At 69.2% G+C, this 24139-nt stretch carries 23 protein-coding genes and 1 pseudogene; 17 read left to right on the forward strand and 7 right to left on the reverse strand.

All coding sequences use genetic code 11. The features are described from left to right. The first annotated feature begins 205 nt into the window (after positions 1 to 205). Complete coding sequence (locus ACWGI2_RS41035) at positions 206 to 1435, forward strand: MFS transporter (RefSeq protein WP_453701101.1); 1230 nt, start codon at positions 206 to 208, stop codon at positions 1433 to 1435. A gap of 100 nt (positions 1436 to 1535) precedes the next feature. On the opposite strand, the gene ACWGI2_RS41040 is transcribed toward ACWGI2_RS41035, so the two are convergent. Together ACWGI2_RS41040 and ACWGI2_RS41045 are read right to left on the reverse strand one after the other, a co-directional pair. Beyond that, positions 1536 to 1763 (reverse strand): helix-turn-helix domain-containing protein, encoded by a 228-nt coding sequence (locus tag ACWGI2_RS41040; protein ID WP_453401134.1) that lies wholly within the window; start codon positions 1761 to 1763, stop codon positions 1536 to 1538. Continuing rightward, positions 1763 to 2401 (reverse strand): DUF2975 domain-containing protein, encoded by a 639-nt coding sequence (locus ACWGI2_RS41045; RefSeq protein ID WP_453701103.1) that lies wholly within the window; start codon positions 2399 to 2401, stop codon positions 1763 to 1765. The genes ACWGI2_RS41040 and ACWGI2_RS41045 overlap by 1 nt, the downstream gene beginning before the upstream one ends. Before the next feature lie 271 nt (positions 2402 to 2672). On the opposite strand from ACWGI2_RS41045, the gene ACWGI2_RS41050 reads away from it, so the two are divergent. The 5 genes from ACWGI2_RS41050 (at position 2673) to ACWGI2_RS41070 (ending at position 8903) form a co-directional block, all read left to right on the forward strand. Beyond that, positions 2673 to 3473 (forward strand): polysaccharide deacetylase family protein, encoded by an 801-nt coding sequence (locus ACWGI2_RS41050; protein ID WP_453701105.1) that lies wholly within the window; start codon positions 2673 to 2675, stop codon positions 3471 to 3473. Between the two features lie 55 nt (positions 3474 to 3528). After that, positions 3529 to 5637 carry a telomere-associated protein Tap gene (gene tap, locus ACWGI2_RS41055; RefSeq protein WP_453701106.1) on the forward strand — a complete coding sequence of 703 codons (2109 nt, stop codon included), beginning with the start codon at positions 3529 to 3531 and terminating at the stop codon, positions 5635 to 5637. A 3-nt stretch (positions 5638 to 5640) separates the two neighbouring features. Continuing rightward, the gene (gene tpg / locus ACWGI2_RS41060; protein ID WP_453701108.1) at positions 5641 to 6198 is read left to right on the forward strand and encodes a telomere-protecting terminal protein Tpg; all 558 of its coding nucleotides are present in this window, start codon (positions 5641 to 5643) and stop codon (positions 6196 to 6198) included. A gap of 150 nt (positions 6199 to 6348) precedes the next feature. Then, positions 6349 to 8103: an aminotransferase class I/II-fold pyridoxal phosphate-dependent enzyme gene (locus ACWGI2_RS41065; protein ID WP_453701110.1), complete on the forward strand. Its 1755-nt coding sequence runs from the start codon at positions 6349 to 6351 to the stop codon at positions 8101 to 8103. Continuing rightward, positions 8100 to 8903 (forward strand): phosphatidate cytidylyltransferase, encoded by an 804-nt coding sequence (locus tag ACWGI2_RS41070; RefSeq protein ID WP_453701112.1) that lies wholly within the window; start codon positions 8100 to 8102, stop codon positions 8901 to 8903. The genes ACWGI2_RS41065 and ACWGI2_RS41070 overlap by 4 nt, the downstream gene beginning before the upstream one ends. Before the next feature lie 125 nt (positions 8904 to 9028). Here the strand turns inward: ACWGI2_RS41070 and ACWGI2_RS41075 are convergent, their stop codons facing one another. Together ACWGI2_RS41075 and ACWGI2_RS41080 are read right to left on the reverse strand one after the other, a co-directional pair. After that, on the reverse strand, positions 9029 to 9604 hold the full coding sequence (locus tag ACWGI2_RS41075) for a hypothetical protein (RefSeq protein ID WP_453701114.1): 576 nt from the start codon (positions 9602 to 9604) through the stop codon (positions 9029 to 9031). A gap of 399 nt (positions 9605 to 10003) precedes the next feature. Continuing rightward, positions 10004 to 10381, reverse strand: coding sequence for a MerR family DNA-binding transcriptional regulator (locus ACWGI2_RS41080; protein WP_453701115.1), 378 nt, complete (start codon positions 10379 to 10381; stop codon positions 10004 to 10006). Between the two features lie 76 nt (positions 10382 to 10457). On the opposite strand from ACWGI2_RS41080, the gene ACWGI2_RS41085 reads away from it, so the two are divergent. Further along, on the forward strand, positions 10458 to 11186 hold the full coding sequence (locus ACWGI2_RS41085) for an SDR family oxidoreductase (RefSeq protein ID WP_453701117.1): 729 nt from the start codon (positions 10458 to 10460) through the stop codon (positions 11184 to 11186). A 97-nt stretch (positions 11187 to 11283) separates the two neighbouring features. Here ACWGI2_RS41085 and ACWGI2_RS41090 read toward each other — a convergent pair. Both ACWGI2_RS41090 and ACWGI2_RS41095 read right to left on the reverse strand, forming a co-directional pair. Next, positions 11284 to 11397, reverse strand: a pseudogene (locus tag ACWGI2_RS41090) (transposase); the annotation flags it as partial. A gap of 85 nt (positions 11398 to 11482) precedes the next feature. After that, positions 11483 to 12169: a ScbR family autoregulator-binding transcription factor gene (locus ACWGI2_RS41095; protein WP_453401143.1), complete on the reverse strand. Its 687-nt coding sequence runs from the start codon at positions 12167 to 12169 to the stop codon at positions 11483 to 11485. A gap of 137 nt (positions 12170 to 12306) precedes the next feature. Between ACWGI2_RS41095 and ACWGI2_RS41100 the strand changes: the two genes are divergently transcribed. From ACWGI2_RS41100 to ACWGI2_RS41110, 3 genes are all read left to right on the forward strand, one after another. Beyond that, entirely contained in the window at positions 12307 to 13425 is a 1119-nt protein-coding gene (locus ACWGI2_RS41100) for a ScbA/BarX family gamma-butyrolactone biosynthesis protein (RefSeq protein WP_453701150.1), read from the forward strand. Positions 13426 to 14251: 826 nt separating this feature from the next. Next, complete coding sequence (locus ACWGI2_RS41105; RefSeq protein ID WP_453701119.1) at positions 14252 to 15001, forward strand: acyl-CoA dehydrogenase family protein; 750 nt, start codon at positions 14252 to 14254, stop codon at positions 14999 to 15001. After that, positions 14998 to 15660 (forward strand): HAD family hydrolase, encoded by a 663-nt coding sequence (locus tag ACWGI2_RS41110; RefSeq protein ID WP_453701121.1) that lies wholly within the window; start codon positions 14998 to 15000, stop codon positions 15658 to 15660. The genes ACWGI2_RS41105 and ACWGI2_RS41110 overlap by 4 nt, the downstream gene beginning before the upstream one ends. On the opposite strand, the gene ACWGI2_RS41115 is transcribed toward ACWGI2_RS41110, so the two are convergent. Next, positions 15549 to 16343 carry a TetR family transcriptional regulator gene (locus ACWGI2_RS41115; protein WP_453701123.1) on the reverse strand — a complete coding sequence of 265 codons (795 nt, stop codon included), beginning with the start codon at positions 16341 to 16343 and terminating at the stop codon, positions 15549 to 15551. The genes ACWGI2_RS41110 and ACWGI2_RS41115 overlap by 112 nt on opposite strands. A 355-nt stretch (positions 16344 to 16698) precedes the next feature. Between ACWGI2_RS41115 and otsB the strand changes: the two genes are divergently transcribed. The 7 genes from otsB (at position 16699) to ACWGI2_RS41150 (ending at position 23866) form a co-directional block, all read left to right on the forward strand. After that, entirely contained in the window at positions 16699 to 17724 is a 1026-nt protein-coding gene (gene otsB, locus ACWGI2_RS41120; RefSeq protein WP_453701124.1) for a trehalose-phosphatase, read from the forward strand. 131 nt (positions 17725 to 17855) lie between these two features. Continuing rightward, positions 17856 to 18869, forward strand: coding sequence for an LLM class flavin-dependent oxidoreductase (locus ACWGI2_RS41125; protein WP_453701126.1), 1014 nt, complete (start codon positions 17856 to 17858; stop codon positions 18867 to 18869). Between the two features lie 209 nt (positions 18870 to 19078). Further along, positions 19079 to 20323: an IS701 family transposase gene (locus tag ACWGI2_RS41130; protein ID WP_453701128.1), complete on the forward strand. Its 1245-nt coding sequence runs from the start codon at positions 19079 to 19081 to the stop codon at positions 20321 to 20323. Between the two features lie 44 nt (positions 20324 to 20367). Further along, entirely contained in the window at positions 20368 to 21453 is a 1086-nt protein-coding gene (locus tag ACWGI2_RS41135; protein WP_453701130.1) for a ParB/RepB/Spo0J family partition protein, read from the forward strand. A gap of 15 nt (positions 21454 to 21468) precedes the next feature. Further along, positions 21469 to 22584, forward strand: coding sequence for a class V lanthionine synthetase subunit LxmK (lxmK, locus tag ACWGI2_RS41140; RefSeq protein WP_453701132.1), 1116 nt, complete (start codon positions 21469 to 21471; stop codon positions 22582 to 22584). After that, positions 22581 to 23537 carry a T3SS effector HopA1 family protein gene (locus tag ACWGI2_RS41145; RefSeq protein WP_453701134.1) on the forward strand — a complete coding sequence of 319 codons (957 nt, stop codon included), beginning with the start codon at positions 22581 to 22583 and terminating at the stop codon, positions 23535 to 23537. The genes lxmK and ACWGI2_RS41145 overlap by 4 nt, the downstream gene beginning before the upstream one ends. Before the next feature lie 182 nt (positions 23538 to 23719). Continuing rightward, entirely contained in the window at positions 23720 to 23866 is a 147-nt protein-coding gene (locus tag ACWGI2_RS41150) for an LxmA leader domain family RiPP (RefSeq protein ID WP_453401154.1), read from the forward strand. The last annotated feature ends 273 nt before the right edge of the window (positions 23867 to 24139 follow it).

A 24139-nucleotide genomic window follows, 5' to 3' on the forward strand; every position in this document is an offset into this window, starting at 1 on the left:
TCCGGACAGTCCCGTAGCACCTTTCACGCCGACCGCGCCGAGCAACGTATGCGGAGCGTCTTGAGACCGGCTCAAGGTCCGCTGGAGAGCTCCGTGACGTGGTCAGGACGTTGAGCTGCTTCCAGCTCTCCGATACGCATGTGGCCTACCTCACGACTCGTCATGTTGACCTTCACACATGTGTGATGGTTCGAGCATTCACACCATGTCAATCAGCGAGAAGAAGCCATCAGTTGATCCCGGTTCACGGATCCAGGATCAAAAAGAACAGAAGTTGCCGATGCCGGCGCTGCTGGCCCTGGCCACAGCCGTCTTCATCACGAGCCTGACGGAGACACTGCCCGCAGGCCTGCTGCCCGCGATGAGCGGCGATCTCAACGTGAGCGAGTCCGCGACCGGGCAGACGGTGACCATCTACGCCATCGGCACCGCGCTGACGGCGATCCCGCTGACCGCGGCGACGGCCGGCTGGCGGCGCAAGCAGCTGCTCCTGGCGGCGATGGCGGGATTCGCGGTGGCCAACACGGTCACGGCCGTCTCGGAGAACTACTCGGTGACGATGGTGGCCCGCTTCGTGGCCGGCGTCGCGGCCGGCCTGGCCTGGGCGCTCCTCGCGGGCTACGCCCGGCGCATGGCGCCGCCGCACCTGCGGGGCAAGGCCATCGCGATCGCGATGGCAGGTATCCCGATGGCCCTGTCCCTCGGCGTCCCCGCGGGCACCTTCCTGGGCAAGGTGATCAGCTGGCAGGCAGCCTTCCTGACCATGACCGGCCTGACCGTGCTGCTGCTCGTCTGGATCGCGGCGATCGTCCCCGACTACCCCGGCCAGCAGGCCGAGGCCCGTACGCCGATGCTGCGCACCCTGAAGGTGCCGGGCGTGACGCCGGTCCTGTTCGTCACGCTGGTGTTCGTCCTCGCCCACACCATCCTCTACACCTTCATCGCCACGTTCCTCGACGAACTGGGCATGGGCGACTCCATCGACGTGGTGCTGCTCGTCTTCGGCGCCGCCTCCCTGGTGAGCATCTGGGTCGTGGGATCGCAGATCAACCAGCGGCTGCGGGGCCTGATGATCGGCGCCACCCTGCTGATCGCGGTGGCCGCAGCCCTGCTCGCGGTCCTCTCCGACAGCACCGCCATGGTCTACCTCGCCGTGGTGCTGTGGGGTCTTGGCTGGGGCGGCGCGCCCACCCTCCTGCAGACCGCCGCGGGAGACGCGGGCGGCGAACAGGCCGACGCCGCCCAGGCCATGCTCGTCACCCTGTGGAACGTGGCCATGGCCGGCGGCGGAATCCTCGGCGGCATCCTCCTGGACGCCGTCGGCTCCACCTCCTTCCCCTGGACCATCCTCGTGCTCCTGGCCCCGGTCCTCGTCGTGGTCCTGGCCGCCCGCTCCCACGGCTTCCCCGCCAAACGCACCGGCGTCGACGCATGAACACCCCCGCAGGGCACGGCACTCCGGCAGGGAGCCGCACCGGCTCCCGGCCGGACGCCCTCAGCCAACGCCTGTTGCTGCGGGAGTTCCGTGTAGCTCCTCAGCGCGGGCGGTGGCTGAGCAGGTCGCCGGGCTGGCAGTCCAGTACCTCGCAGATGCGGGTCAGGGTGGTGAAGCGGATGGCCCGTGCCCGGCCGTTCTTCAGGATCGAGAGATTCACGTGAGTGACGCCCACCCGCTCCGCCAGCTCGGTCAGGGTCATCCCGCGCGCTTCGAGCAGCCGGTCGAGATGGACCTCGATGGCGTGCTCGTCACCCTCATCGGCCATCAGACCGTCCCCTCGAGGTCTTCGCGCATGGCGATGCCGATGCGCATGACCCGGGCGAACGAGAGGATGCCGAGGCCGGTGAGGATCGCCATGAAGGGAACATCCCACAGAAACAGTCCGGACCACGCGTCGCTGCCGCTGTCGACGCTCAAGGAGGCGACGAGCGCCCGCTCCACGACGGACTTCACGATCGCGGAGACCACGCTGCCCGCCAGGAGCCACCAGCCGAGGCCGCGCAGCCGTCCGGCGGTCCGTGCGGTGTAGAGGCCGTCGCGCTCCGCACCCTTCATCAGCCGCAGGACGAGCACCAGCGCTCCGGCAGTGAAGACGAAGGGTGCCAGCTGGGACGTGGTGTCGAGCAGGTTCTGGAGCCCGTCGGCAGCCTCCATGCAGTATTTCGGGTGCGCGTCCAGCAGGAGACTGGCCCCCGGCGCGGGTGTGGAACCCGGGTGCGGACCGGAGTCCCCCGCACTGGTGGTGGCGGTCGTGTCCGTGGCGCACACGGACGCGTCGCCGACGCCGAGAACGGAGACGTTGTCCGCGAAGAGCAGGCCGAGCAGACCCGCGACCGTCACCGCCGCCATCACCGTCACCAGCGACTTGACCGTCGTCGACATCGGCTCCAGCGGACTACGCATCTTCGCCATCACAGACCCCCGTTGGCTACGTATCGTTTATCGATGTTATCGATAAACGATACATGAGCTGCCGGTGCCGGAGACCCGCCCCACAGGACGGCGGCGGATCACGCCGCGCGGGCTCTGCGCCCCGCCGCGAGTTCCAGTGACTCCGGGGGAGATCCGTCAGCCACGGCTCGTAAGGCGACACCAGCGTCAGCGGTTCGGGCCCACTCGTTTGCGTTCCGTGCGGCTTGAGATGCCAGGCTCGGGGCGTCGCTACCTTTTGTGCATGCGTGTCGATTCCCTGTCCGCGCGGGCAGTTGCCCGCCGCAGCTTGCTGTCCGCGCTGGCCGCGACCGCCGCGCTTCTCGCAGTGGCTGCCCTGCCGGCCGCCGCGCTGGGTCCCGCCGCGCTGGATCCTGCCGGTCCGGCGCCGGGGGAGCGGTTGTTCGGGAGCGCGGTCCGTCAGATCCCCACGTCCGAGCGAGTGGTGGCGCTGACGTTCAACGCGGCCTGGGACGAGGGAGGCCTGGACACAGTGCTGAAGGTGCTGCGGCAGCAGAAGGCCCCGGCCACGTTCTTCCTCACCGGGCACTTCGCCGAACGCCATCCCACCGCGGCCCGCGCGATCACGACGGCAGGGCACGGCGTCGGCAACCACTCACACAGCCATCCGCCCTTCGGTGAACTCACCCGCCCCGAGCGCACCCAGGAGATCGAGCTGGCCGACCGGGCCATCCGTGAGGCCACGGGCGCCGTACCCCTGCCGTTCTTCCGCTTCCCCTACGGAAGCACCACCCCGGCGCACATCGCTGAGGTCAACGCACTCGGCTATGCCGACATCGAGTGGACCACTGACACCAACGGATACAAGGGCACCGCCACCGGAATGACCGTACAGAAGGCCGTCAAGCGCGCCCTGGACGCACTGAAGCCGGGCGAGATCGTGCAGATGCACGTCGGCTCCCTGGACGGCCAAGGCCCGGTCATCGACGCACAGGCCCTGCCCCAGATCATCGACGCCGTCCGCACCCACGGCTACCGAATCGTCGACCTGCGAGCCCTCCTCGCCCCCGACGCCACTACGTAGAACGAGTTAAACGAGTAGGTTAAATGTGCGGTTAAGTTTCTGTTAGCGTGAGGGCATGGCTACGGAAGAAGAGCTGTTCGCCTCGGTGGACGCGCTGCTGGAGGAGGAGCCGCAGCTCCCGCCCCCGGCGGAGCGCGCCCGGCTGCGTGAAGCCGCCGGGATCACGCAGACCCGCCTGGCGACGGCACTGAAGACGACGCCCCAGACGGTCAAGAACTGGGAGAACGGCAGGAGTTCGCCGAAGCCGCCCCGCCTGGAGGCGTACCAGCGGCTGCTGAAGGGCTGGGCAGCGAAGCACCCCGCGCACAAAGCTCCCGCCGCGCCCCAGCCCCAGCCGGTTCCCCAGCCGGTTCCCCAGACGTTCCCAGGCCCGACCACGCCCGAAGCGCAGAGCACGCCAAGCACGCCAAGCCCGCAGAACCCCGCGCCCGCAGCTCCCACCCCCCCACGTACGACAACACGCCGCCCCACCCGCAAACACGCCGCACCGAACATCGCCGCCGCCCCCTACCAGCACGGGCCGTTGGCCGTCCTGGACGGCGACGGCAACGCGTACGGCGTCGAAGGCATCGTGCTGGACTGCCCGGCGACCACGATCCCGGAACTGGTGGAGTGGACCCTGAAGGAGTCCGGCCTCGGAGCGGCGAAACTCAACCGCCACGGCAAGGACTCCGACCCGCTGATCGTGCTCACCGCGGCGGCCGCCGTGAAGCTCGGCCTTCCGGAGCGCCTGGAGGGCCACGAGCAGCGCCGCTCGCTGCGACTGCCCGACGACCACCCGGTCGTCAAGCAGGTGACGAAGGCGAAGTGGCAGCTCACACAGCGCGGGTTCGGCCCCTGGGCCCGCATCTACCGCAAGGCGCAGGGCACCCAGCGCCAGTGCGTGCAGCTGGCGCTCCTGTCCTGGGACGCCCTCGACGAGCGGTCCTGGCCGGGCGTCGCGGAGATGGAGCCGGCCGACGTCGCCCGCGTCCTCGGGGTGTACGCGTCCCGGGTCATCACCCCCCGCGGATCGACGGCCGTCTCCGGCCTGGAACTGATGACGGCGATGCGCCCGCCGACGAAGGCCGTACGCGACCCGGAGACCGGCAACTGGGTGTCCGGCCACAACCCCGGCTCGCTGGGGACGGAGCCGATGGACCCCGCGCCCCCGGAGGCCACCGCCGAACACCCCGTCGTCGTGAACTCCGGCTGGAACGGCGGATTCCTCGACGAAGAGGCGTACCAATGGGTGCGGTCGGTGGACTCGCTCAGCGACGAGGAGTGCACCCTGCCGTACGCGGTCGGCCTGGACCTCAACGCCGCCTTCCTCGCCGCCGCCGCACGCCTCACGGTGGGCCTGTCCGCCCCGGACCACTTCAACGCACCGAAGTTCAACCCCAAGATCCCCGGCTCCTGGCGGGTCGACCTCAGCCACATCGAGCTCGACCCGCGCCTGCCCAGCCCGTTCACGCCGGACGGCACCCGGCCGACGGGCCCGGCCTGGTACCAGACGCACACCGTCGCCTACGCCCAGGAGCTCGGCCACGACGTCCACCCCATCGAGGCATACCTGCGCCGCGAGACCGGCGCGTACCTCGACCCGTGGCACGACCGCCTCAAGGCGGCGTACGTCGACACCCTCGCCGAACTGGGCGTCACCCGGGACATGGAAGACCGGCAGTTCCTCGCGGCGATGGAGCGGCACAAGCAGGTCGATCCGGCCCTGGCCGCCGTGCTCGCGGCCATCAAGGCCACGGTCAAGGGCGGCGTGGGCAAGCTCCGCGAGCGCCCGCAGGGCAAGTCCTACAAGGAGGGCGAGCGGTGGCCGGCCCTTCAACGGCCCACCTGGCGCCCCGACATCAGGGCCGCCGTCATCAGCAAGGCCCGCGTCAACATGCACCGCAAGCTGCTGAACATGTCCCGGATGACGGGCCTGTTCCCCCTGGCCGTACTGTCGGACTGCGTCGTCTACCCCTCACCGGGAGACAGCCCGCTGGACTTCCTGCCGTACGCCGCCTCCGGCAAGCCGCAGCCCGGCGGATTCCGTCTCGGAGCGACCCCCGGCCTGGCGAAGCTGGAGGGTGTCCAGTCGATGCTGTGGGCGGTCGATCTGATGGAGAAGGGCTTCAACCCGGCCCGGCACATCAAGGGCGGCGACGCCGTCCTGGACGAAGGGGAGTAGGCCGTGGGTGAGATCGAGGACGCGATCGAGCGGGCCGACCGGGAGTCGTTCACCCGCCAGCCGCCGAAGACCCTCAAGGCCCAGATCGGCTACCTGATCCGGAAGTTGGGCAGCGCGAAGGCCGTCGCGCAGGAGATCGGAGTCACCGCCGACTCCGTCAACCGCTACCGGCGCGGCGCCCGCAAGCACGCCCGCCCCGACGTCGCCGCGAAGATCGACGACGCGGTACGGGCCCGCTGGCAGCCGCAGGTACGCAAACGCCGCCGACGCCAGGCCGCCGACACGGGCGGCATCACGGTGGAGACCAGAGCGAAGTTCGGCTACACGGCACCGATCGGCACAACGGACGACGGCCGCTTCCGCCGCCTCACCGTGCACCTCCCCCCGACGTACGCCCAACGCCTGTTCGACGCCCGCGAGACGGGGGCCGACGACCGGCAGATGCGCGGCATCATCGCCGAAGGACTGAAGGACGTGTACTTCCAGGACGGCGGGGTCCGCGCGATGGGGCTCTCGGACGTCGAGATCAACGACATCGACTACATGGACCTCGACTTCTGACACACGGTTTCTGACACACGGTCCTTCGCCCGAGTAAGAGCGATGCGCCTGAGTACGCGTACTCAGGCCGACTGGGTTGCCCGGCCCTGTCGCGGCTGCTCCACGTTCCTCATGATGCAACGGTCCCAACCTGCGTCGAAAGAGGTGCTCATGGGCCGTGACCTGGAGCTGCGTGCTGCCACTCCGGAGGATCTCGAATGGATCCACGAACTGCGCCACCGGGTGTACGCACAGGAGTTGGGGCAGCATGCGCCGGACCCGACCGGCTCGCTTCGCGACGGCCTCGACGGCGAGAACGTCTACCTGGTCGCGGCGCGGGGAACGGCCCGCATCGGCTTCGTCAGCCTGACTCCGCCCTGGTTGGGGCGGTACGCGCTGGAGAAGTACCTCACCCGCGACGAGTTGCCCCTGTTGACCGAGGACGATCTGTTCGAGGTACGCATCCTCACGGTCGAACCACGCTGGCGGTCCACCGCGGCGGCGCCGCTGCTCATGTACGCGGCGCTGCGCTGGATCGCCGCCCGGGGCGGGCGCCGGGTGGTGGCGATGGGGCGCGCCGAGTTGCTCGACATGTATCTGGCCGTCGGTCTGCGCCCGGTCGGCCGTACCGTCCGCAGCGGTGCGTTGACGTTCGAGGTGCTGACCGCCGACGTGAGCGAGCTGACGAAGCTCACGATGGACCGTCACCGCACCACGCTGGCGCGCCTGGGGTCCCAAGTGGACTGGCGCCTTGACGCGCCGTTCGCACCCCGGCCGGACGGCTGCGAACACGGCGGCGCCTCGTTCAGCGCCATCGGCACGGACTTCCGCAGCCTGCACCGCCGCCATCAGGTCGTCGCGGCCGACGTCCTGGACGCCTGGTTCCCGCCGGCCCCCGGGGTGCGGGCAGCGCTCACGGAGGATCCCGCGTGGACCGCCCGGACCTCGCCACCGACCGGCGCGGAGGGCCTGCTGGCGGAGATCGCCACGGCCCGGGCGCTGCCTACGGAGACGCTCACAGTCGGCGCCGGTTCATCCGACTTGATCTTCAGGGCATTTGGCCAGTGGCTGACCCCGGAGAGCAGGGTGCTGCTGGCAGACCCGGGCTACGGCGAGTACGCGCATGTCACGGAGAGGGTGATCGGATGCCGGGTGGACCGGTTCCGGCTGCGCCGTGACGAGGGCTGGCGGATCGATCCGGCCCGGCTGTCCGCCGCCGTCGAGCACGGCCGCTACGACCTCGTGGTGGTGGTCAACCCGAACAACCCGACCGGACGCCACATGCCGGCCGCCGAGTTGCGCTCGGTGATCGCTGCCGCCCCGGCTCGAACCCGCTGGTGGATCGACGAGGCGTACCTGGGCTATGTCGGCCTGACCGAGTCACTCGCCGACCTCGCCGCGACGGACCCGCGAGTAGCGGTCTGCACCTCACTGTCCAAGATGTACGGGCTGTCCGGCCTGCGGGCCGCGTACATGGTGGCCGAGCCGACCACCGCAGCGCGGCTACGCCGATGGACGCCCCCCTGGCCGGTCAGCCTCCCGGCACAGCTGGCCGCGGTGGCGGCATTGCGCGACCCGGCGTACTACAGCGACTGCTGGCATCGCACCCACGCCCTGCGCGGGCAACTGGCCGCCGACCTGGCCGGCCTCGACGAGACTCTGGTGGTCGAGGAGGCCGTGGCGAACTTCCTCACCGTGACCCTGCCGGCCGCCGGGCCGAGCGCCGCGCAACTGGTGAACGAGTGCCGCCGCCACGACGTATACCTGCGCGACCTGTCGCCGATGTCGTCGGAGTACCAGGGGCGCACCGTGCGCATAGCCGTCAAGGACACCACCGAGAACGCGCGCATCGTGGCCGCCTGCCGGGCCGCCCTGGACGCACTGCGGCCGAGGGAGAGCGTTGCCGCCGCCGGATCCGCTCGGTGATCACTGTGGCCTCGCTGGCGCCCTACCTCGGTGGGGCGCTGGCACTGGGCGGCATCGCCGTGGCGGCGTCCCGGCGCCGTGAACTGCTGATCCGGTGGTGCGCCTGGGCGGTCGGGGTGCCCTTGGTCACCGGTGCGTTCTGGCTGGGCCGCCCGGGCGCCGCGGCCCTGGCCATCGTGGTCGGGGTGATCGCGGTGATGGAGTTCGGCGGGCTGATGCGGCTGGGCCGGGTGGACCGGGTGGTGCTGGCCGCGGCGGTGGCGGGCGTGGTGCTGGCCGCCTGGCTGGCGCCCGGCCAGGAGCTCCGGGCGGTCGCGATCGGGGCACTCGCGGTGGCCGCGGTGCCGCTCCTGTCCGGCGACGCCGACCACGGCCTGCGCCGGCTCGGCGCTTCCCTGCTGGGGCTGGCCTGGCTGAGTGTGCTGGCCGCGCTGGTACCGCTCGGCGCGAGCGCGCTCGCGGTGTTCATAGCGGTCTCGGTCGCCGACATCACGGCGTACTTCGCCGGCCAACGGCTGGGAGGACCACGGCTGTCACCACTGTCCCCGCGCAAGCGGTGGAGCGGAACTCTGACCGGCTCCGCGGCCGGCCTCGGCGTGCTCGCCGTACTGTCCGCCCTGAGTTGGCCGATGGCGGTGGCGGTAGCGGTCGGCGGCCCGGCCGGCGACCTACTCGAATCCATGATCAAAAGAGGTACGGAGGCCAAGGACGCAGGCAATTGGCTACCCGGCTCAGGCGGCCTGCTGGACCGGATCGACTCACTGCTCATCGCACTGGCAGTACTACTCGTCCTGAGCTGACCCGCACCTCGCCGCCCATGACATCGACGGCCTGAGGCCGCTCTGGCTCCAACTGCAGGCGCACCACCGGCAGGTCGCAAGCCACCTGGAGGCCGTGGCGATCACTCCCTGGGGCATAGGCGGCCTCAGACGGAGCGCAGGGCCCAGGGCCCGTCGGAGCGCACCATGACGTGGCCGGCGGCAGGCATGGTGAGGCGCCCCCGCAGATTCCCCTCACGCTCCGCGGACATGTGGCGGCCCTGGGTGTCGCTCACGACGAGTCCGCTGTGGTTCTCGTTGCCGTCCAGCGTGTAGGCGAAGGTCCGGCGTGGGCCCGACCAGCGCAGCAACGTGGGACCGGTCCCCGCGGTTTCACCGGTGAAAGCGAGTGAGCCGATCTGCTCCTGTGGCAGCGTGTCCAGGTACCAGCGGGCGACACCACTGGAACCCGACGTGTGCCGCTGCACCTCCACATGGGTGTACTCGGCGGGGACGATGAACGGCAAGGGCTTGGAACCGTAGGTGGAGAGCCCCACCTGAGCCTCCTGGGAATGGAGTTCGGGCGTGTCGATGATCCCGGTGACGTTGAACCAACTGAACGGCCCGCCCGAACGGATCGTCAGGAAGGCGGGCTCCCCGCCCGGGTGCGAGACAGGCACCACCCGCCCCCGCCACCCCCGCTCGGCTATCACGCCCGACGACCCATGGCCTTCACGAGGCATCCCGGCATCACTCCTCACTTGTGCGGACGGCGCAGCCTATCCGCAGGTGGCTGGGGCGGCGGCGAGAACGTGCCGGGCGGCGCCGGTCACAGGGGGTGTGAGGACGGCCCCTACGCGCTCGTGCATGGCGGCGGGCCGAGTCTCGTGGCGGCACGGTTACTGAGGTTGAACTCGTCGGCAACCGACCTGATCGTTGCCCCGGGCCGCGACTGGTGCCGCGCGACCGCGGCCTACGACCGGAAAGACCCTGGAGAACCGGACCACCGCGCTGGTCTCCGCCCTGCCCGAACACCGAAATCCGCGTGGGCCGCCCGACAGCAGTTGCCTCTCAGCGACTCCTCATCGCCCCAGCCAAGACAGCGAGGTGAGATCGCTGATGAGGCGTCTGGCCGACCGCGCCTACGGGTGCGTGTCCGTGATCGCGATGACCTCGTCGAGGTGGTCCAGGGCGGCCTGCAGGTCGTCGATCTTGGCCTGGATGCGCTCGCGCTCGGCTCGCAGCATGGCTCGTTGCTCGGTGTCGGTGTGCCCGGAGTCCCAGCACGGCAGGAGCTCGGCGATCCTTCGGCTGGTGAGGCCGGCGGCGAACATCTGCTGGAAGAAGCGGACCAGGGGGATGGCGTCCTGCCGGTACAGGCGCTGGCCGGACGGGCTGCGCTCCGCGATGAGCAGGCCTTGCTGCTCGTAGTAGCGCACGGCGCGCACTGAGACGCCGGCACCTCGTGCCACCTCGCCGATGCGGATCAACCGCTCGGCTGCGGCCACTGTGACAGTCATGGTGATTCCTCTCACCCCCGGACCCGACGACCAGCACTTGCCTCTGACGCTGGCGTCAGGTTTTAGCGTACCGGCCATGGACATCAACAACTCCGTCGCCCTTGTCACCGGAGCCAACCGCGGCCTGGGCCGCGCCTTCGCCCAGCGCCTGCTCGAACGGGGCGCCCGCAAGGTCTACGCGACGGCCCGCCGACCGGAGACCGTGGACCTGCCCGGGGCCGAGGTGCTGCCCCTCGACATCGCCGATCCCGCATCCGTGAGGGCCGCCGCCGAGGCCGCCCCGGACGTCTCGCTACTCATCAACAACGCGGGAGTCAATACGGGGACCGACCTGGTGACCGGTTCGCTGAACGCGGTGCGGCACGAGCTGGAGACCAACATGTTCGGCCACCTGGGAATGATCCGGGAGTTCGCGCCGGCGCTCGCCAGGAACGGCGGGGGCGCGATCGTCAACGTCCTCTCCGCCATGTCGTGGTTCGGGGGCAAGGGCGCCAATGCCTACCACCTGACCAAGGCCGCCGCCTGGGCCATGACCAACGGCGTCCGCCTGGAGCTCGCCGAGCAGGGAACGCTCGTCACAGCGGTACATCTCGGCCTGGCCGACACCGACATGGCGGCGGGCTGGCCCGTGGACAAGATCGCTCCGTCGGACCTGGCCGACGCGGCGCTCGACGGTGTCGAGGCGGGCTCCGCCGAGGTCCTCGCCGACCAGTGGAGTCGGGACGTCAAGTCCCGTCTGCCGCTGGCGCCGGAAGAGTTCAACGCCGCGATGGACCGCGCCCTGGCGGCGCTGATGGCGGCCTGAGGGGCTCCTCGGGCCACACGGACTTCGGCCGGCTGCCTCTCCATCGGCCTCTCGTACTCCTCCACTTGAGGTTGAACTCGTGGTGTCGTGTCGCTGATCAGGCGGGTCCGATGGCCAGGCCGGTCTCGGCGAGGCAGCCGTCTATGAGGTGACTGCGGTACTGGATGAGGCGCAAGCCGCGTCGGATGCGCTGGTCGAGGTGTTCGGGGTACTGACCGGCGGCAGATCGTGTTGTCCCAGCCCCAGTTGAGGATTCTGCCCAGTTGACCGTTGTCTGGATACCCAGCTCCGAAAGATCATCCTCCCGTCTTCCAGTACCCCTGTACCGAGGGGCAGGTCCGCAACGCGTCGTGGCAGGACGGCAGGACTGTCTCCGCCACTTCCAGAACTCGCTCGGCGATGTCCTGGCGGTCGTGCAGGACCCAGGAAATGTGCTGAGTTCCGAAGAAAGCGGAGACGATCACCCGCGCGAGGGCCGGTGGTGGAGTGGAGTGCTGTAGCTCGCCCAGTGCTACGGCCCTCTCCAGCCAGGTCCGCACCAGACCTGTGTAGTCCTGGAAGGGCACTGGGAGATCGATGCCGATCAGCGCGCTCTCGATCTGTAGCCTGGCTCCCGCCTGCATCATCGTGTTGTCCCGCAGCGCTAGTGCCGTGCGCGTCAGCAGCTCGGCAACGGAGGCGATAGGGGAGAGCCCGAGTTCCTCCACGCGCTGCGCGATGGCGGGCAGCCGTTGGTAGAACTCCGAAGTGACGGCGAGTGCGAGAGCGTCCTTGTTGGCGTAGTGGAAGTACACCGCGCCTTTCGTCATGCCCACCAGCTGCGCCACGTCCAAAATCGTGACGGATGGGTACCCCTTGTCGGCGAACAGTTGGGCGGCGGCGTGAAGGATGGTCTCCCGCGTCCGGACGGCACGCTCCTGCTTGAGTTCTTTGCCGACGGCGGCAGTTGCCATGCCGCTCGGGTCACTCGAGGCAACGCTCATCGAGGGGCTCCAGACTGGTTAGTGATCTACGTCGCACACAAAAGGAGTTGCTCACAGAATAAACCTTCTCGAAGGTAGATTTATGAGCGGCCGACCCGAATGGGTTGACCGAGATGCTTGCACGGGGGAGATGGCGCATGCAGCAATTTCGGGCAAAAGTCGGACCAGTTGAACAAAGGGGACACGGTGTTGCTGTACGGGAGCAGCACGGCTTGACCTTCCAGCAGGCCATTCCGCGGTACATGGTTCACCGTGCGGCCGTGGCGGAGGTCTTCGTCACCGACGCGGTGGCGCTGGGTGGTGACCGCTTCCTGGTTGGCGCGCAGTGGCCTCGCGACCACGCGCTCTACCACCCGGACGCAGAGGGGCGCAGTGACTCTCTGCTGGTGGCTGAGACCATCCGTCAGGCACTGGTGTACCTGGCGCACTGGCACTACGGAGTGCCGCTGACCCACCGATTCGTGGGCCGCAACATGGACTTCGAGATTACGGACTCCGATGCGCTGCGCATCGGCACGCAGCCACTCCCTGTGGTTCTGGACGCGCGTTGGGTCTGGGTGGACAACAGGCCGCCGCAGCGGTACGGGATGCGGCTGGAGGTGGGGCTGAGCGTCGGGGGCAGGGAGTGTGGTCGGGGCAGCCTGCAGGTGATGGCCGTCGACGACAGGAGGTATGAACTGTTGCGCGGGCGTGCCAACGCCTCGTCCGGGGCTGCCGTCCCGTCGTCCGCCGGGTCGCTGGCCCGGCAGGTGCCGGACAGTCTGGACCCGTCGTTGGTCGGGCGGTTGCGCACCAAGGACAGCGTCATCGTCCCCGGAAGCTCGCCGGGGCAGTGGCGGTTGAAGCTGGACCTCGACCACGCGATCCTGTTCGATCACCCGACGGACCACGTGCCGTTGATGGTGATACTCGAAGGAGTCCGTCAGTTGGGTCATGCTCTGGTCAGCGGTCATGGCAACTCGCGCGGTGGCCGGGGGGCATCGCCGGTCCTGGTGTCCGTGGCCATCGACTGTTTGGCCTTTGCCGAACTCGACGAGCCGGTTCACCTGGTCGTCCTGGAGGAGGAAGAGGTGACGGAGGCGGTGAACACCGCAGAGATGACAACGCTGCCGCGTCTGATGGACGGTTCGCGTGGGCGCCACCTGCGCATCGAGGCCGTGCAGGGCGGCAGGCCGGTCGCTGTCGTCCAGAGTGTCTGGGATGTGCGGGACGTCGAGTCGCCCCGCTCCAGCGAGCAGCCGGCCGACCACGGCTGACGGGCTGTGACCCTGCCTCCCATGGGAGGGATCCTGCCTCCCATGGGAGGACAGTCGGTCGCAGTACATGGACCCCCTTGTCCACGGATTTCATTTGAAGCGGCAGTGTGAGCAGTATTAATACCTGGGAGAAGGTATTTAAGCAACGTTCTTTCGCTTCTTCTCGAGCGCCTGCCGCTACCTGACTTGGCCCCGAAGGCGAAGGGCGCGCGCGTACAACGCCCCACCCACTTGGGGCGACTGCGACCCGCGTCTGCCCACAGGGCAACGCCCTACGCCACGTGCCTTGCCCGACAGTCTTCTCCGCCCCTGTTGACCGCCGGTCACGCACCGCTGCCACTTGAAGGAGTACTCCCTAGTGCCAAGCCCCACAGTTCTGTCCGGCGTCGCCCCCCGCGCGCCGATACGGTCGGCGCCCGGATTCGCGCGAGAGGAGTTGCTCCGCGCGGCCGCCGTCGCAGGACGTGCCGCACGCGAGGCTGACAGGGAACGCAGGCTGCCTGCCGAGGTGCTGGCTGCGCTTGACGACGCCGGCTTCGCGCGCCATTTCGTCCCCCGACGCTGGCGCGGTCGAGAGGGCAGGTTCAGCGACGTCGTTGCTGCGGCGGCCACCGTCGGGGAGGGCTGTACATCGGCGGCGTGGTGCGCCGTTCTGTGGGCGGCACACGGAAGATTCGCCTCATTCCTGCCCCGTGCGGCACAGGAGGAGATCTGGGGCTCCTCGCCTGACGTACGCATCGCCGCCGCCATCGCGCCGGCAGCGGGCCACGCACGTGCGGTCGCGGGAGGGTGGTCGCTGGAGGGGACGTGGCCGATGGTCAGCGCCGTGGACGACGCTCACTGGGTCCTGTTGGCCGCACCGACGGATCAGGCCCGCGCCGGCGAACCCACCCCTTGGGTCGGGCTGTTCGCCGTTCCCCGCGCGGCAGTGACAGTACGGGACACTTGGAACAGCGAAGGCCTGCGCGGTACGGGGACCAACACCGCGACGCTCTCCCCCACGTTCGTGCCCGAGCACAGGAGCGTGGCACTCGACGCCGTGCTGGCCGGCGAGGGCCCCGAGCACCGCGCCCGATGCCATGCGGCGCCCGCTCACTTGGCCGGCGGGCTCATGTTCGCGGCGCCGGCGCTCGGTGCAGCGCGCGCCGCGCTCAACGCCTGGACGACGTGGGCTGCCGGAAACAGTGACAGGGGTGCGCTGAGGCTGTTGGGCGATGCCGATACGCAGGAGCGGTTCGCCCGGACGTCCGTCGACATCGACTCGGTGGAACTGCTCTTGGCAAAGGCGGCAGAGCGTGCCGATACGGCGGACATAGGCAGTGGCCTCGTGGCCCTCAACCGGCGCGATGCCGCCCTCGGCGTGGATCGACTGGCCGAGGCTGTCGACCGCCTCTTCGGGTTCGGCGGAGCGCATATGCGCGAGCTGGACGGTGACGTACGGCGCCGCAGGCGGGACATCCTCACGATCGCTTCCCACGGTGCCCTGCGACGGGAGCCTGCTGCGGCCGCGTACGCGCAGTGCGTTGCCGGGCACCCCACGGCCGGTACAGGCCCGGAGCAGAAGGTGGAGCTGTGAGCAGGTTGGTGTTCAGCGACGTCGACGAGACGCTGATCACCGGAAAGAGCATGTTCGACTTCCTGGACTTCTACTTCAGGCGTCGGCATGGGGCGAAAGGCGCCCGGCATGCCGAGCGTACGCGTCGGCATCTGAATGGAATGCTCTCGTCCGGTGTATCGAGGGCGGAGGGCAACCGCGCCTACTACGAGGCGTGGAAGGGCCAGCGGGCCGCCGAAGTGGCGGAGTGGGGCGCCCGCTGGCTGGCTGTCAGACAGCAGAAGAAGGGCTTCTACGTCGAACGGACCCGGGCTGAGATCGTGCGACATCGCGCCGACGGCGCCGTCATCGTTCTGGTCTCGGGATCGTTTCCCGCCGTGCTGGCCCCGATCGCCGCGGCCATCGGCGCGCGGCACCTCCTGTGCACCCGTCCCGAGGTGCGTGACGGCGTTTTCAGCGGCCGGATCGTCGGCGATCCTGTCATCGCCGAGGGGAAACGGGAGGCCGTACGAGGCCTTCTGCGCCGCTATCCACACATCAGTCCGGGCGACTGCCACGCCTACGGTGATCACCTGTCCGACCTGCCGATGATGGCGGAAGTGGGACACCCCACGGTTGTGGGAGATGATCCACAGCTCCTCGCGGCTCTGGCCGGGGCGCGGACCATCTCTGCGCAATGAGCGGGGTCCCCCGCGCATCCGGCTCGCGCAGTGCCGTCCGACACCGGCATATCGAACCCTGCCCTGTCACAGCAGGCAGTCGTGTCGGCCGAGGGGCGCACCACCAACTGCCTAAGGGCCGACACCTCGTCGGGATAGGTGCCCGGTCGGCACTCCGGGCTTGTGTAGTAGACCCCACAGATCAGGGAGAGCAGCAGCTGACCGAGGGTTTCCGGGTCGCGGGAGCGGCTTAGGTCACCACATGCCTGCGCCCTGCGGATCAGCTCTGGCAGCACTCGGTTCAAGCCTTCGACGATCGGCGGGAGCCGGCGCTCGGCACGCGCATACTCCGCCGTCAGGTGGAAGCCCGCCCTGAAGCGCAGGTCTGCCCTCAGGCGGCTCACGAGTTCCAGGGCGAGGTCGAAGAGGGCTCCCTCCAGTCGCAGCGCCGCTCCCTCTGCCGCCGGAGCTGCTTCTTCCGCGCGCCGGAGCAGCTCGCGCCAGGTCCGCTCGAAGGGCGCCGTCAAGGCGGTCGCCAGCGCTTCCTTGGAGGGGAAGTGGGCGTAGAGAGCCCCTTTGGTCATGTTGGCCTGGGCCGCGACCCGTTGGAGATTGGCGCCCGTGTACCCGTGTCGCACGAACTCCTCCGCTGCGGCGTTCAGCAGCAACTCGTGCGTTCTGCGTGCTCTGTCTTGCTTGACCACGAGGTCCCTTCGAGGTCTTTGGTCGTTCAATAACCGTCGTTGGGGAATCTTTTCCTGTGGTGCGCTGAGTCACAAGCGAGCCGGAAGGAGAGTGGCCTATTAATCCACCTCGGTCACTCTCCCCGCGTGCCGGGCTCGAGAGGGGCTCAGCCTCAATCTCCCAAAGTCGTACGGCGAAACGCCGGGCCGCCGTTGTGCCGGGACCTGGCCCGATACGGTCCCTTGCGCCGACGTTGCAATTGAAGATCGGGTCCACGCGGTGTCCGCACCCCTTGGAGCGGGCGTGGTCACTGCAGACCTGGGGCCCACGGACGCCGTCCTCGGTGCGTCCCCCGTACGAGAGGAACCTCCCGCCATGCCCACTCCGCCATCGCGGCCCCACGCCCTGGCGAGCGGGTCCCGTACGGCGCCGCGTGCCGCAGGCCCGTCGGAGCCGCCCGCCCCCAGGCCCGTGCCGCCCGAGCTGACACCCGCACCGATCGCCCGGCCCGCCAGAAGCGGTGGGGCACCGGCAGGGCTGCGCGCCCTGGTCGACAGGCCGCAGCGATCGGTGATCGCCCTCGACTTCGACGGAACGCTGGCCGACATCGTCCCGGATCCCATGCGGGCAGCGCCCCGCCCGGGCGTGGAGGCGGCGCTGGCCACGCTCGGACGTCATCAAGTCACTCTGGTGGTCGTCACCGGCCGGCCGGCCCTGCTCGCCGTGGAACTCGGCAGGTTTGACCGCATGGGTGTGCCCCTGACTGTCCTCGGCCACTACGGCGCCGAGCGCTTCGACACGGGCACCGGGCGGCTCACGCGACCCCCAGGTCACCCCGGAGTGCCGGCTGTCCGCGCCGAGTTGACGAGGGATCTGGCCGCCGGTCGGCTGCCCTGCGGTGTACACATCGAGGACAAGGGCAACTCCGTGGCGGTACACACCCGTCAGGCCCGCGATCCGCAAGGGGCGCACGGCCAACTGCTTGCCCCGCTGACTGACATGGCCGCACGCCATGGGCTCACCGTGGAGGTCGGTCGGCTGGTGACCGAGCTTCGTCCCGGCGGAACCGACAAGGGGCGAGCGCTCGCGGCCTACCTCGACGAGCTGGAGCAGCGGGAGCGGCCCGAGGAGCCGGATCGGCAAGCCGAGGCGGCCGGAGGACCGGTCGTGCTGTACGCGGGTGACGACCGGGGCGACGTGGCTGCCTTCCAGATGCTCGCCGAGCGCCACCGCCGGGGTGAGGCCACCGTCGTCCTCGTGCACAGTGCTCCGTCTGACGCAGCGGAGTGTATTCCGGAGCTCGCGGACTTCTGCGATCTGTCGGTACCCGGGCCGGCGGGGGTGACGTCCTTGCTCACTGAACTCGCGGGTGCGCTCGAGGAAGCCCGCGTCGGTCCATGACGGTCGACGAGCACAGCAGCCGCCCCTGTCCAGCAGCACCGGCAGGCAACAACACGATGGTTGACGGCATCACGAGACGTCCCGGCGGCCCCTCTCGGTGCGCCGGCCACATTCCAGGAGGTACAGCCCCCATGCCGGCAGAGCAGCGTGCGCTCTCGGTCTTCCACCCCGCTCCTCCCCACTCGCTCGAGGCGATGACGGCCTTCGGCACGTTCGCTCGGCAGCGCGGCGTGCGGCGGCTGTGGATCGGGCAGTCCCTGCACGTCGAGTCGCAGCTGGCTCTGGCCGGACTCGCAGCCCGGCTTCCCGGGCTGCCGCTGGGCACGGCCGTCGCCCTGGCGCCCCTGCGTCACCCCTACCAGGCGGCGGTCGAGGCCCGCAGTCTCGGCGTGATGTCGGGTGTGCCGTACGTGGCGGGCTACGGTCCCGGCGCACTGGACCTCCAACAGCGGTTGTTGGCAGCACCGTACGACCGGCCCCTGCGAGCCATGGGGGACTACGTATCCGTGATGCGGCGGCTCCTGGACGGGGAGGCGGTCGAGCACCGGGGGGAGTACCACACCACCCGTTACGAGCTCCCGTCGATGCCTGGTTCCCCGGACGTGGAAGTGGGCCTCGGTGTGCTCCGTCCGGGCATGGCCCGGACGGCCGGCCAGGTCGCCGATGTCGCGATCACCTGGCTGGCGCCGTACCGGTACATACGGCAGACGTTGACGCCCGCCCTGCGACGTGGCGCGACCGAGAAGGGCAAGCGGGCTCCGCGTATTGCGAGCGTCGTGCACGCCGCCGTGCGAAAGCCCGGCCGCCGGGTGGCCGCGGCGGCGCTCGCCGCCGTCGGGTCGCACCTTCGCTCGCCCCACTACTCCGACATGCTGCGACGGGCCGGGGTCGCAGTCGACCCTGCGGATCCGGAGCGGGGAGCAGCCGCCCTCGTGGACAGTGGCGTCTTTGTCTCCGGTACCCCGGACGAAATCGCCGACCAGCTGCGGCGGTACCAGGAGCATGGGGTCGACGAGGTCATCCTCAATGTGTCGGGCGTCCTGCTGACGGAGGGCGCCCGTGCCGCTCTGAGTGATCTGGACGCCATCATCGGTGCGTACGGGGACGGGGAGACCGCCGACGGATCCCGCCCGCCTCGCGCCTGATCCTTCCACGTCCGTTCCCTGGCTCCGGGCTGGTTCTCGCCTCTCGCCGGAGGGCTGAACGGCCCATGGGCACGTCGGCACAACCCTCGGTATGGAGCGAAATCCGCTGGTCAGACAGCGAATTGGGAAAGTAGTGCGCACCCTGGCCAAAACTGACCTTTGAGAAGGTATTTTTATCGGCGTTGATCGCAGGGGGATCGCACCAGCGAGTGCGAGCGTCGCAAGGGGGAATTTCTCGCATGCTGACAGGCCACACGCAACGGGCGGCGACAGTACGTCCGAAGGCCGTTCCGGTGTTCGTGGATGAGGTCTTCGCCTCGCTGCAGCGCGTGGACCAGCGCCGTTGGGCGCAGGCTTATCTCAACGGGTTGCTGAACGTGCGGGGCAGGAAGACGCTGCAGAGCCTCGCCAAGGCAGGGGCGCACTCTGCGGCTTCCGCGCACGGACTGCAGCAATTCATCAACTCGAGTCCGTGGGACTGGTCAGCCGTCCGGCAAGCCCTGGCGGGCACGCTGGCGGCGCATGCCCGACCGCGGGCCTGGAGCGTCGCCGAGGTGACCATTCCCAAGCGGGGTGAGCACTCGGTGGGAGTCCGTCGGCGGTTCGACCAGGACGCCGGCCGGGTGATCAACTGCCAGCAGGGCTTGGCCCTGTTCATGGCCACGGACACCTACAGCGTGCCAGTGGACTGGCGCATCCTCCTCGACGAGACCTGGTGCGGCGATGAGGTCCGCCGGCGTCGCGCCCGTATACCTGCCTCGGTCACCGCCGTACCGGACTGGGCCCATGTGCTGCACTTCGCGGCGAACGTGTCCGCCCATCCACGCCTGAGACGGATTCCCTGGGTGCTGGATCTGCGCCGGGCCACGAACACGGCTCGCGTCACGCGCGACCTGACACGCCATCACCAGGATTTCGTGTGTGAAGTGAGTCCGGGTCACCCTGTCATGGCGGCCCAGGCCGGACTGCGCATGTTCACCGCGGCTGAGTTCGTGGCAGCGGGGCAGGCGAGGCAGGAGCATCTGGTGGCGGCACAGAGGCCCACCGGACGCGTGGAGCAACTGCTGCTGCACTCGGGGTTGGTACGCATCCCGAGCGAGGGCGGCATCGAGGGCGCCGCCGCGCTCCCCGTGCACCGGCTCGTCGTGCGTCCCGCCTCACGGGCGCACAGGACCGCAAGGTACTGGATCACCAACCTGGTCGACCGTCGCGTCGACCAGATCCTTTCCCTCGCGCAGAGCGTCCGGACCACCGATTCGGCTGTTTCCGAACTGGAGTTGGATTTCGGCATTCTCGACTTCGAAGGGCGATCCTTCCCCGGCTGGCACCACCACATGACCATGGCTTCGGTCGCCTACGCCTACAGCCGCCTGTACCCGGAGGGGAGCGGGCAGGACCTCCGCGTTCGACGCGCCCCGGAGCGGCACCTCCAGCCGATGAGGCTGATCTCCTGACCAAGTGGTCTGCCAGGAGACAGTGAGCGGAGGAGGGGGAGCAGGTGGCGGACAACCACATCGAGCACGAAGATCTGACGGGCGCCGTCGAGGGCGACTGGGGGAAGAGGCCCTTACGAAGACCCGACGCGGCCGTCCGCATGCTGAGGATCAGCGACCTGGTCGCTGCCGACTCACCGCGCAGTGAGAGCGAGAGCCCCGAGCACGCACGTGTGCTCGCGGAGTCGGGTGCTGAACTCCCGCCGGTGATCGTCCACGCATCGACCATGCGTGTCATCGACGGCGCCCACCGAGTGCGGGCAGCCCTCATTCGGGGCGAGACCGAGATCGCTGCCCGGTTCTTCGACGGCTCTGACCGCGACGCCTTCGCTCTGAGCGTCGTGGCCAACATCCAGCACGGCCTCCCCCTGACGCGGAAGGAGCGCACCGACGCCGCCGAGCGCGTCATCGCTTCCCACCCGCAGTGGTCCGACCGGGCTATCGCCTCCGTGACGGGCCTGGCGGATGACACGATCGGCAGAATTCGTAGGCGTGCAACCGCCGAAGGCGAGCAGTTGCACGACCGGGTCGGTCTCGACGGCCGGGTGCGCCCCCTCAGCAGCGCCGACGGCAGGCTGCGGGCCGCCGAGTACATCAACGCTCACCCACAGGCGTCGCTGAGAGAGGTCGCTGCGGCTTCCGGGCTGTCGCCGGGCACGGTCCGGGACGTCCGCAGGAGGCTGCGGCAGAACGAGGACCCCGTACCGGCCGGGCAGCGTAGGACCATCAAGGCCAGGGCGGCAGCCGCGGCAGCATCCCCCACCGTCCGGGCGGCCCGGGGGTCGGTCGTCGGCAAGGCCGCCGCCGAGCGAACCTGCGGCAACGAGCAGTCCTGCGGCCACCTGGCGCCCCGCGAACAGGCTCAGGCCGCCGCGCCCCTTTCCGTACTGCGGCGAGACCCGTCACTTCGGCACAGCGAAGCTGGGCGACTGCTGCTGCGCCTGCTCGACAACCGGCTCCTGTCCGAGGCACACGGGGACGAACTCATCGCCGGTCTCCCCTCGCACAGCCTCGGCAACGTTGCCGCCGCTGCCCGTGAGTGCGCCCAACTCTGGGTGGAGTTCAGCAAGCGACTTGACCGCCACATGTGAAGGACGCACTTGCTCATGCACACCACAAAAAGCTTGGACACCCCTGCCCGGAAGGAGTTTCTCCCGGCGGACCTCTCGCAGACACCGCAGGTCAACGCTCTGCTGGCCGACCTCGGGCTGGGGCACCTCGACCCAGGGGACGTCGTCTCCTATCCGGGTCGCAACAAGAACTGGGCCGGCGCCACCAGCAGCGGGCGGAGGGTATTCGTCAAGCAACTGCAGGGCCGCGACCGTGAGGGGCGGGCGCGGCTGGAGCGGGCCGTATCGTTCGAGCACGTCCGGGCCGCCCGCGCCGACACGGGACCGCTGAGCCCGCCCTGCCTCGGCTGGGACGAGTCCACGTGCCTGATGGCCTTCGAACTCCTTGAAGAGGCCGAGTCCGGCAGCGACCGGGCCGGACGCGACGACGGCTTCGGCCCCGACTGGTGCCGCCGGGCCGGTCGGATGATCGCCGCCACCCACCAACTCCCGCCACCACCGGCTGAACGGACGGAGCCCTCGGCGACCTTCTTCCCCTTGGGACACTTCGAGGCCCTCCCGCTCCACACCTTCTCCAACTCCAGCCGGGCCGAGCTGGAGGCCTGGGCCCTGATCCAGCGGGACGACGCCGTCATCGAGGCCCTGAACCAGCTGCACACCGCCTCCGCCCATGCCCGGCGGCGGCCCGTGCACGCGGATCTGAGACTCGATCAGTTCCTGATCTCCCAAGGGGAGCTGTATCTCTCGGACTGGGAGGAATTCCGCCTGGCCGACCCGGCGAGGGACATCGGCAGCTTCACCGGGGAATGGCTCCACCGCGCCGTCCTCGCCGCGACGCCGGACGACGCCGGCGCCGGATTGACCCGCACGGGGGCCGTGGCCCGAATGACGGCTGAGATCGAGCGGATCCGTCCACGGATCAGCGCCTTCTGGCACGGCTACCGCGAGACGCTCGACGAGACACCTGCAGTCGGCCTCGAAGTACGGGCCACCGCCTACGCAGGTTGGCACCTCTACGACCGGCTTCTCGCCGGAGCCTCGCAGATTCCGCGGTTGGGTGCCTTCAGCCGCGCGGCGGCGGGGATCGGCCGCAACATCGTGCTCTCAGCCGAGCGCTTCACCGCAGCGGTCGGACTGGGGGAGGTTCGATGACAACAGCGAAGGAGGCCGCCGGGGCACTCGCCCCGCGCGTCAGGGACGTCATCGAGACCATCGAGGTCGCCGGGGACGCTTCGCGCGCCACTCTGCCCGGCCGGGAGCTCACCGCACGAACCCCGCGCGACATGCGCGCGCAGCTCGCCTCGGCCATCTACGAATGCTTTCACGCCGGGTTCCCGGTCTCACCCAAGGCTGCCCGGACGCTGAGGGACGCCGCCCTGGAGGCCGCGTTCACCGATGCCGTCCCCCACCGGCACACCCCACTGACCGTCCCGGTCATCCACGCCCGGGACTCGCCGGAAATCGTGGTGGAGATCAGCGGCGTACGGGTCGAGGTCCCCAGAACACTGGTCGACCCCGCTGCCGGCCCGGTGCGGGAGGGACGGCCCGTCCCACTCACCTGGCCCGCCGTCAACCCGGCTGTCTCACCGGGGTACTTCTTCGTCACCGGCTCGCGTGGCGCGCCGCAGGGACGACCACTCGTACGTCTCTACCTCCATGTGGGAGATCCCGGACTGGCTCCAGGACTGCTCCGGGACACCCTGGCCTGCCTGGAGTCGACGGGCATCCCTTACCGGGCCAAGGCGGGCTCCGTACCCCACCACTACCCCCGGCAGGACGCCATGGTGGTCTACCTCGGCCCCGAGGCCGATGCGGCTGTCGGCCACCTGGTCGGGGCGCTTGGGGGCCATCACGCCCTGCTTCAGGACACATCGGTCTTCGCCAGACGCCAGGCGCCGGGCATGGCCACCGCCTCGGAGCCTGCCGACACACGCCCTGGCATGAGGGGCATGAGTTTCGGGGAACACCGAGCCAACGTGGTCGCCGGCGCCCTCGTAGAGCACGCCATGGGGCCCGACACGGGGCTGAAGCGGCACGAGTTGGTCGCCCAGCGGTTCACCGAGGCCCGCGTCGACCCCCGTTCGCCTGCCGACAACCTCAACTGAAATCTGTTCCGTCCCCTTCCGACGAGGCAGTCTTTGGCACGCATTCGACCGCTGGATTCAGTTGCAGGTGTGTAAGTACGAACTGTGGTGCTGGCCCGCCGACTTGGTCCTTGTTATAAATATTCATGCTCCAGCAGGAGTCGCACGACCTCAAAAATATTCTCTAGAGAAAGGCTTGTGTCATGGAGAAGGACCTCAGCGAGCTGGTTGCCGGTTTCGACGCCTACACCGACGTGGATGAGCTCGCGGCGGCTATGGAGAGCTCCTCGACCGCGAAGACTCCGGGCTTCTCGATCACCCCCACTTTCAGCCTGACCGGCAACCACTGAGCAACTTTCAGTCTTAGCTCGGTCTGAACCAAGAGCCTGGGGCCCTTCGGGGCTCCAGGCTCTTTCGTTGTTGCCGTGTCGAAGCCTGGTGTGCAAGCGCCTTTCTACTTGGCCAGGTTGTACTTGCCGCGCTTCGATTCCTTCGTCAGGATGGATATCAAGCAGGCGGCCGAAGGCGGCCTCCGCTTCGTCGGGCGAGTGCATTTCGCCTGGCCGCAGTTCAACTGCCGGGCCCGCCGCACGGGACGCTCAAATTCCTGAGGCGATTTAGCG

The organism is Streptomyces sp. NPDC054866 (assembly GCF_053610745.1).

Excerpts from the sequence above, each read along its gene's own strand:
- tap (WP_453701106.1), top strand. The coding sequence starts at position 3,529 with ATGGCTACGGAAGAAGAGCTGTTCGCCTCGGTGGACGCGCTGCTGGAG.
- ACWGI2_RS41080 (WP_453701115.1), bottom strand. The coding sequence starts at position 10,381 with ATGACTGTCACAGTGGCCGCAGCCGAGCGGTTGATCCGCATCGGCGAG.
- ACWGI2_RS41145 (WP_453701134.1), top strand. The coding sequence starts at position 22,581 with ATGACAACAGCGAAGGAGGCCGCCGGGGCACTCGCCCCGCGCGTCAGG.
- ACWGI2_RS41095 (WP_453401143.1), bottom strand. The coding sequence starts at position 12,169 with ATGAGCGTTGCCTCGAGTGACCCGAGCGGCATGGCAACTGCCGCCGTC.
- ACWGI2_RS41125 (WP_453701126.1), top strand. The coding sequence starts at position 17,856 with ATGCCGGCAGAGCAGCGTGCGCTCTCGGTCTTCCACCCCGCTCCTCCC.
- lxmK (WP_453701132.1), top strand. The coding sequence starts at position 21,469 with ATGCACACCACAAAAAGCTTGGACACCCCTGCCCGGAAGGAGTTTCTC.
- ACWGI2_RS41100 (WP_453701150.1), top strand. The coding sequence starts at position 12,307 with ATGCAGCAATTTCGGGCAAAAGTCGGACCAGTTGAACAAAGGGGACAC.
- ACWGI2_RS41040 (WP_453401134.1), bottom strand. The coding sequence starts at position 1,763 with ATGGCCGATGAGGGTGACGAGCACGCCATCGAGGTCCATCTCGACCGG.
- ACWGI2_RS41150 (WP_453401154.1), top strand. The coding sequence starts at position 23,720 with ATGGAGAAGGACCTCAGCGAGCTGGTTGCCGGTTTCGACGCCTACACC.
- ACWGI2_RS41035 (WP_453701101.1), top strand. The coding sequence starts at position 206 with ATGTCAATCAGCGAGAAGAAGCCATCAGTTGATCCCGGTTCACGGATC.
- ACWGI2_RS41075 (WP_453701114.1), bottom strand. The coding sequence starts at position 9,604 with ATGCCTCGTGAAGGCCATGGGTCGTCGGGCGTGATAGCCGAGCGGGGG.
- ACWGI2_RS41045 (WP_453701103.1), bottom strand. The coding sequence starts at position 2,401 with ATGCGTAGTCCGCTGGAGCCGATGTCGACGACGGTCAAGTCGCTGGTG.
- otsB (WP_453701124.1), top strand. The coding sequence starts at position 16,699 with ATGCCCACTCCGCCATCGCGGCCCCACGCCCTGGCGAGCGGGTCCCGT.
- ACWGI2_RS41065 (WP_453701110.1), top strand. The coding sequence starts at position 6,349 with ATGGGCCGTGACCTGGAGCTGCGTGCTGCCACTCCGGAGGATCTCGAA.
- ACWGI2_RS41050 (WP_453701105.1), top strand. The coding sequence starts at position 2,673 with ATGCGTGTCGATTCCCTGTCCGCGCGGGCAGTTGCCCGCCGCAGCTTG.
- ACWGI2_RS41085 (WP_453701117.1), top strand. The coding sequence starts at position 10,458 with ATGGACATCAACAACTCCGTCGCCCTTGTCACCGGAGCCAACCGCGGC.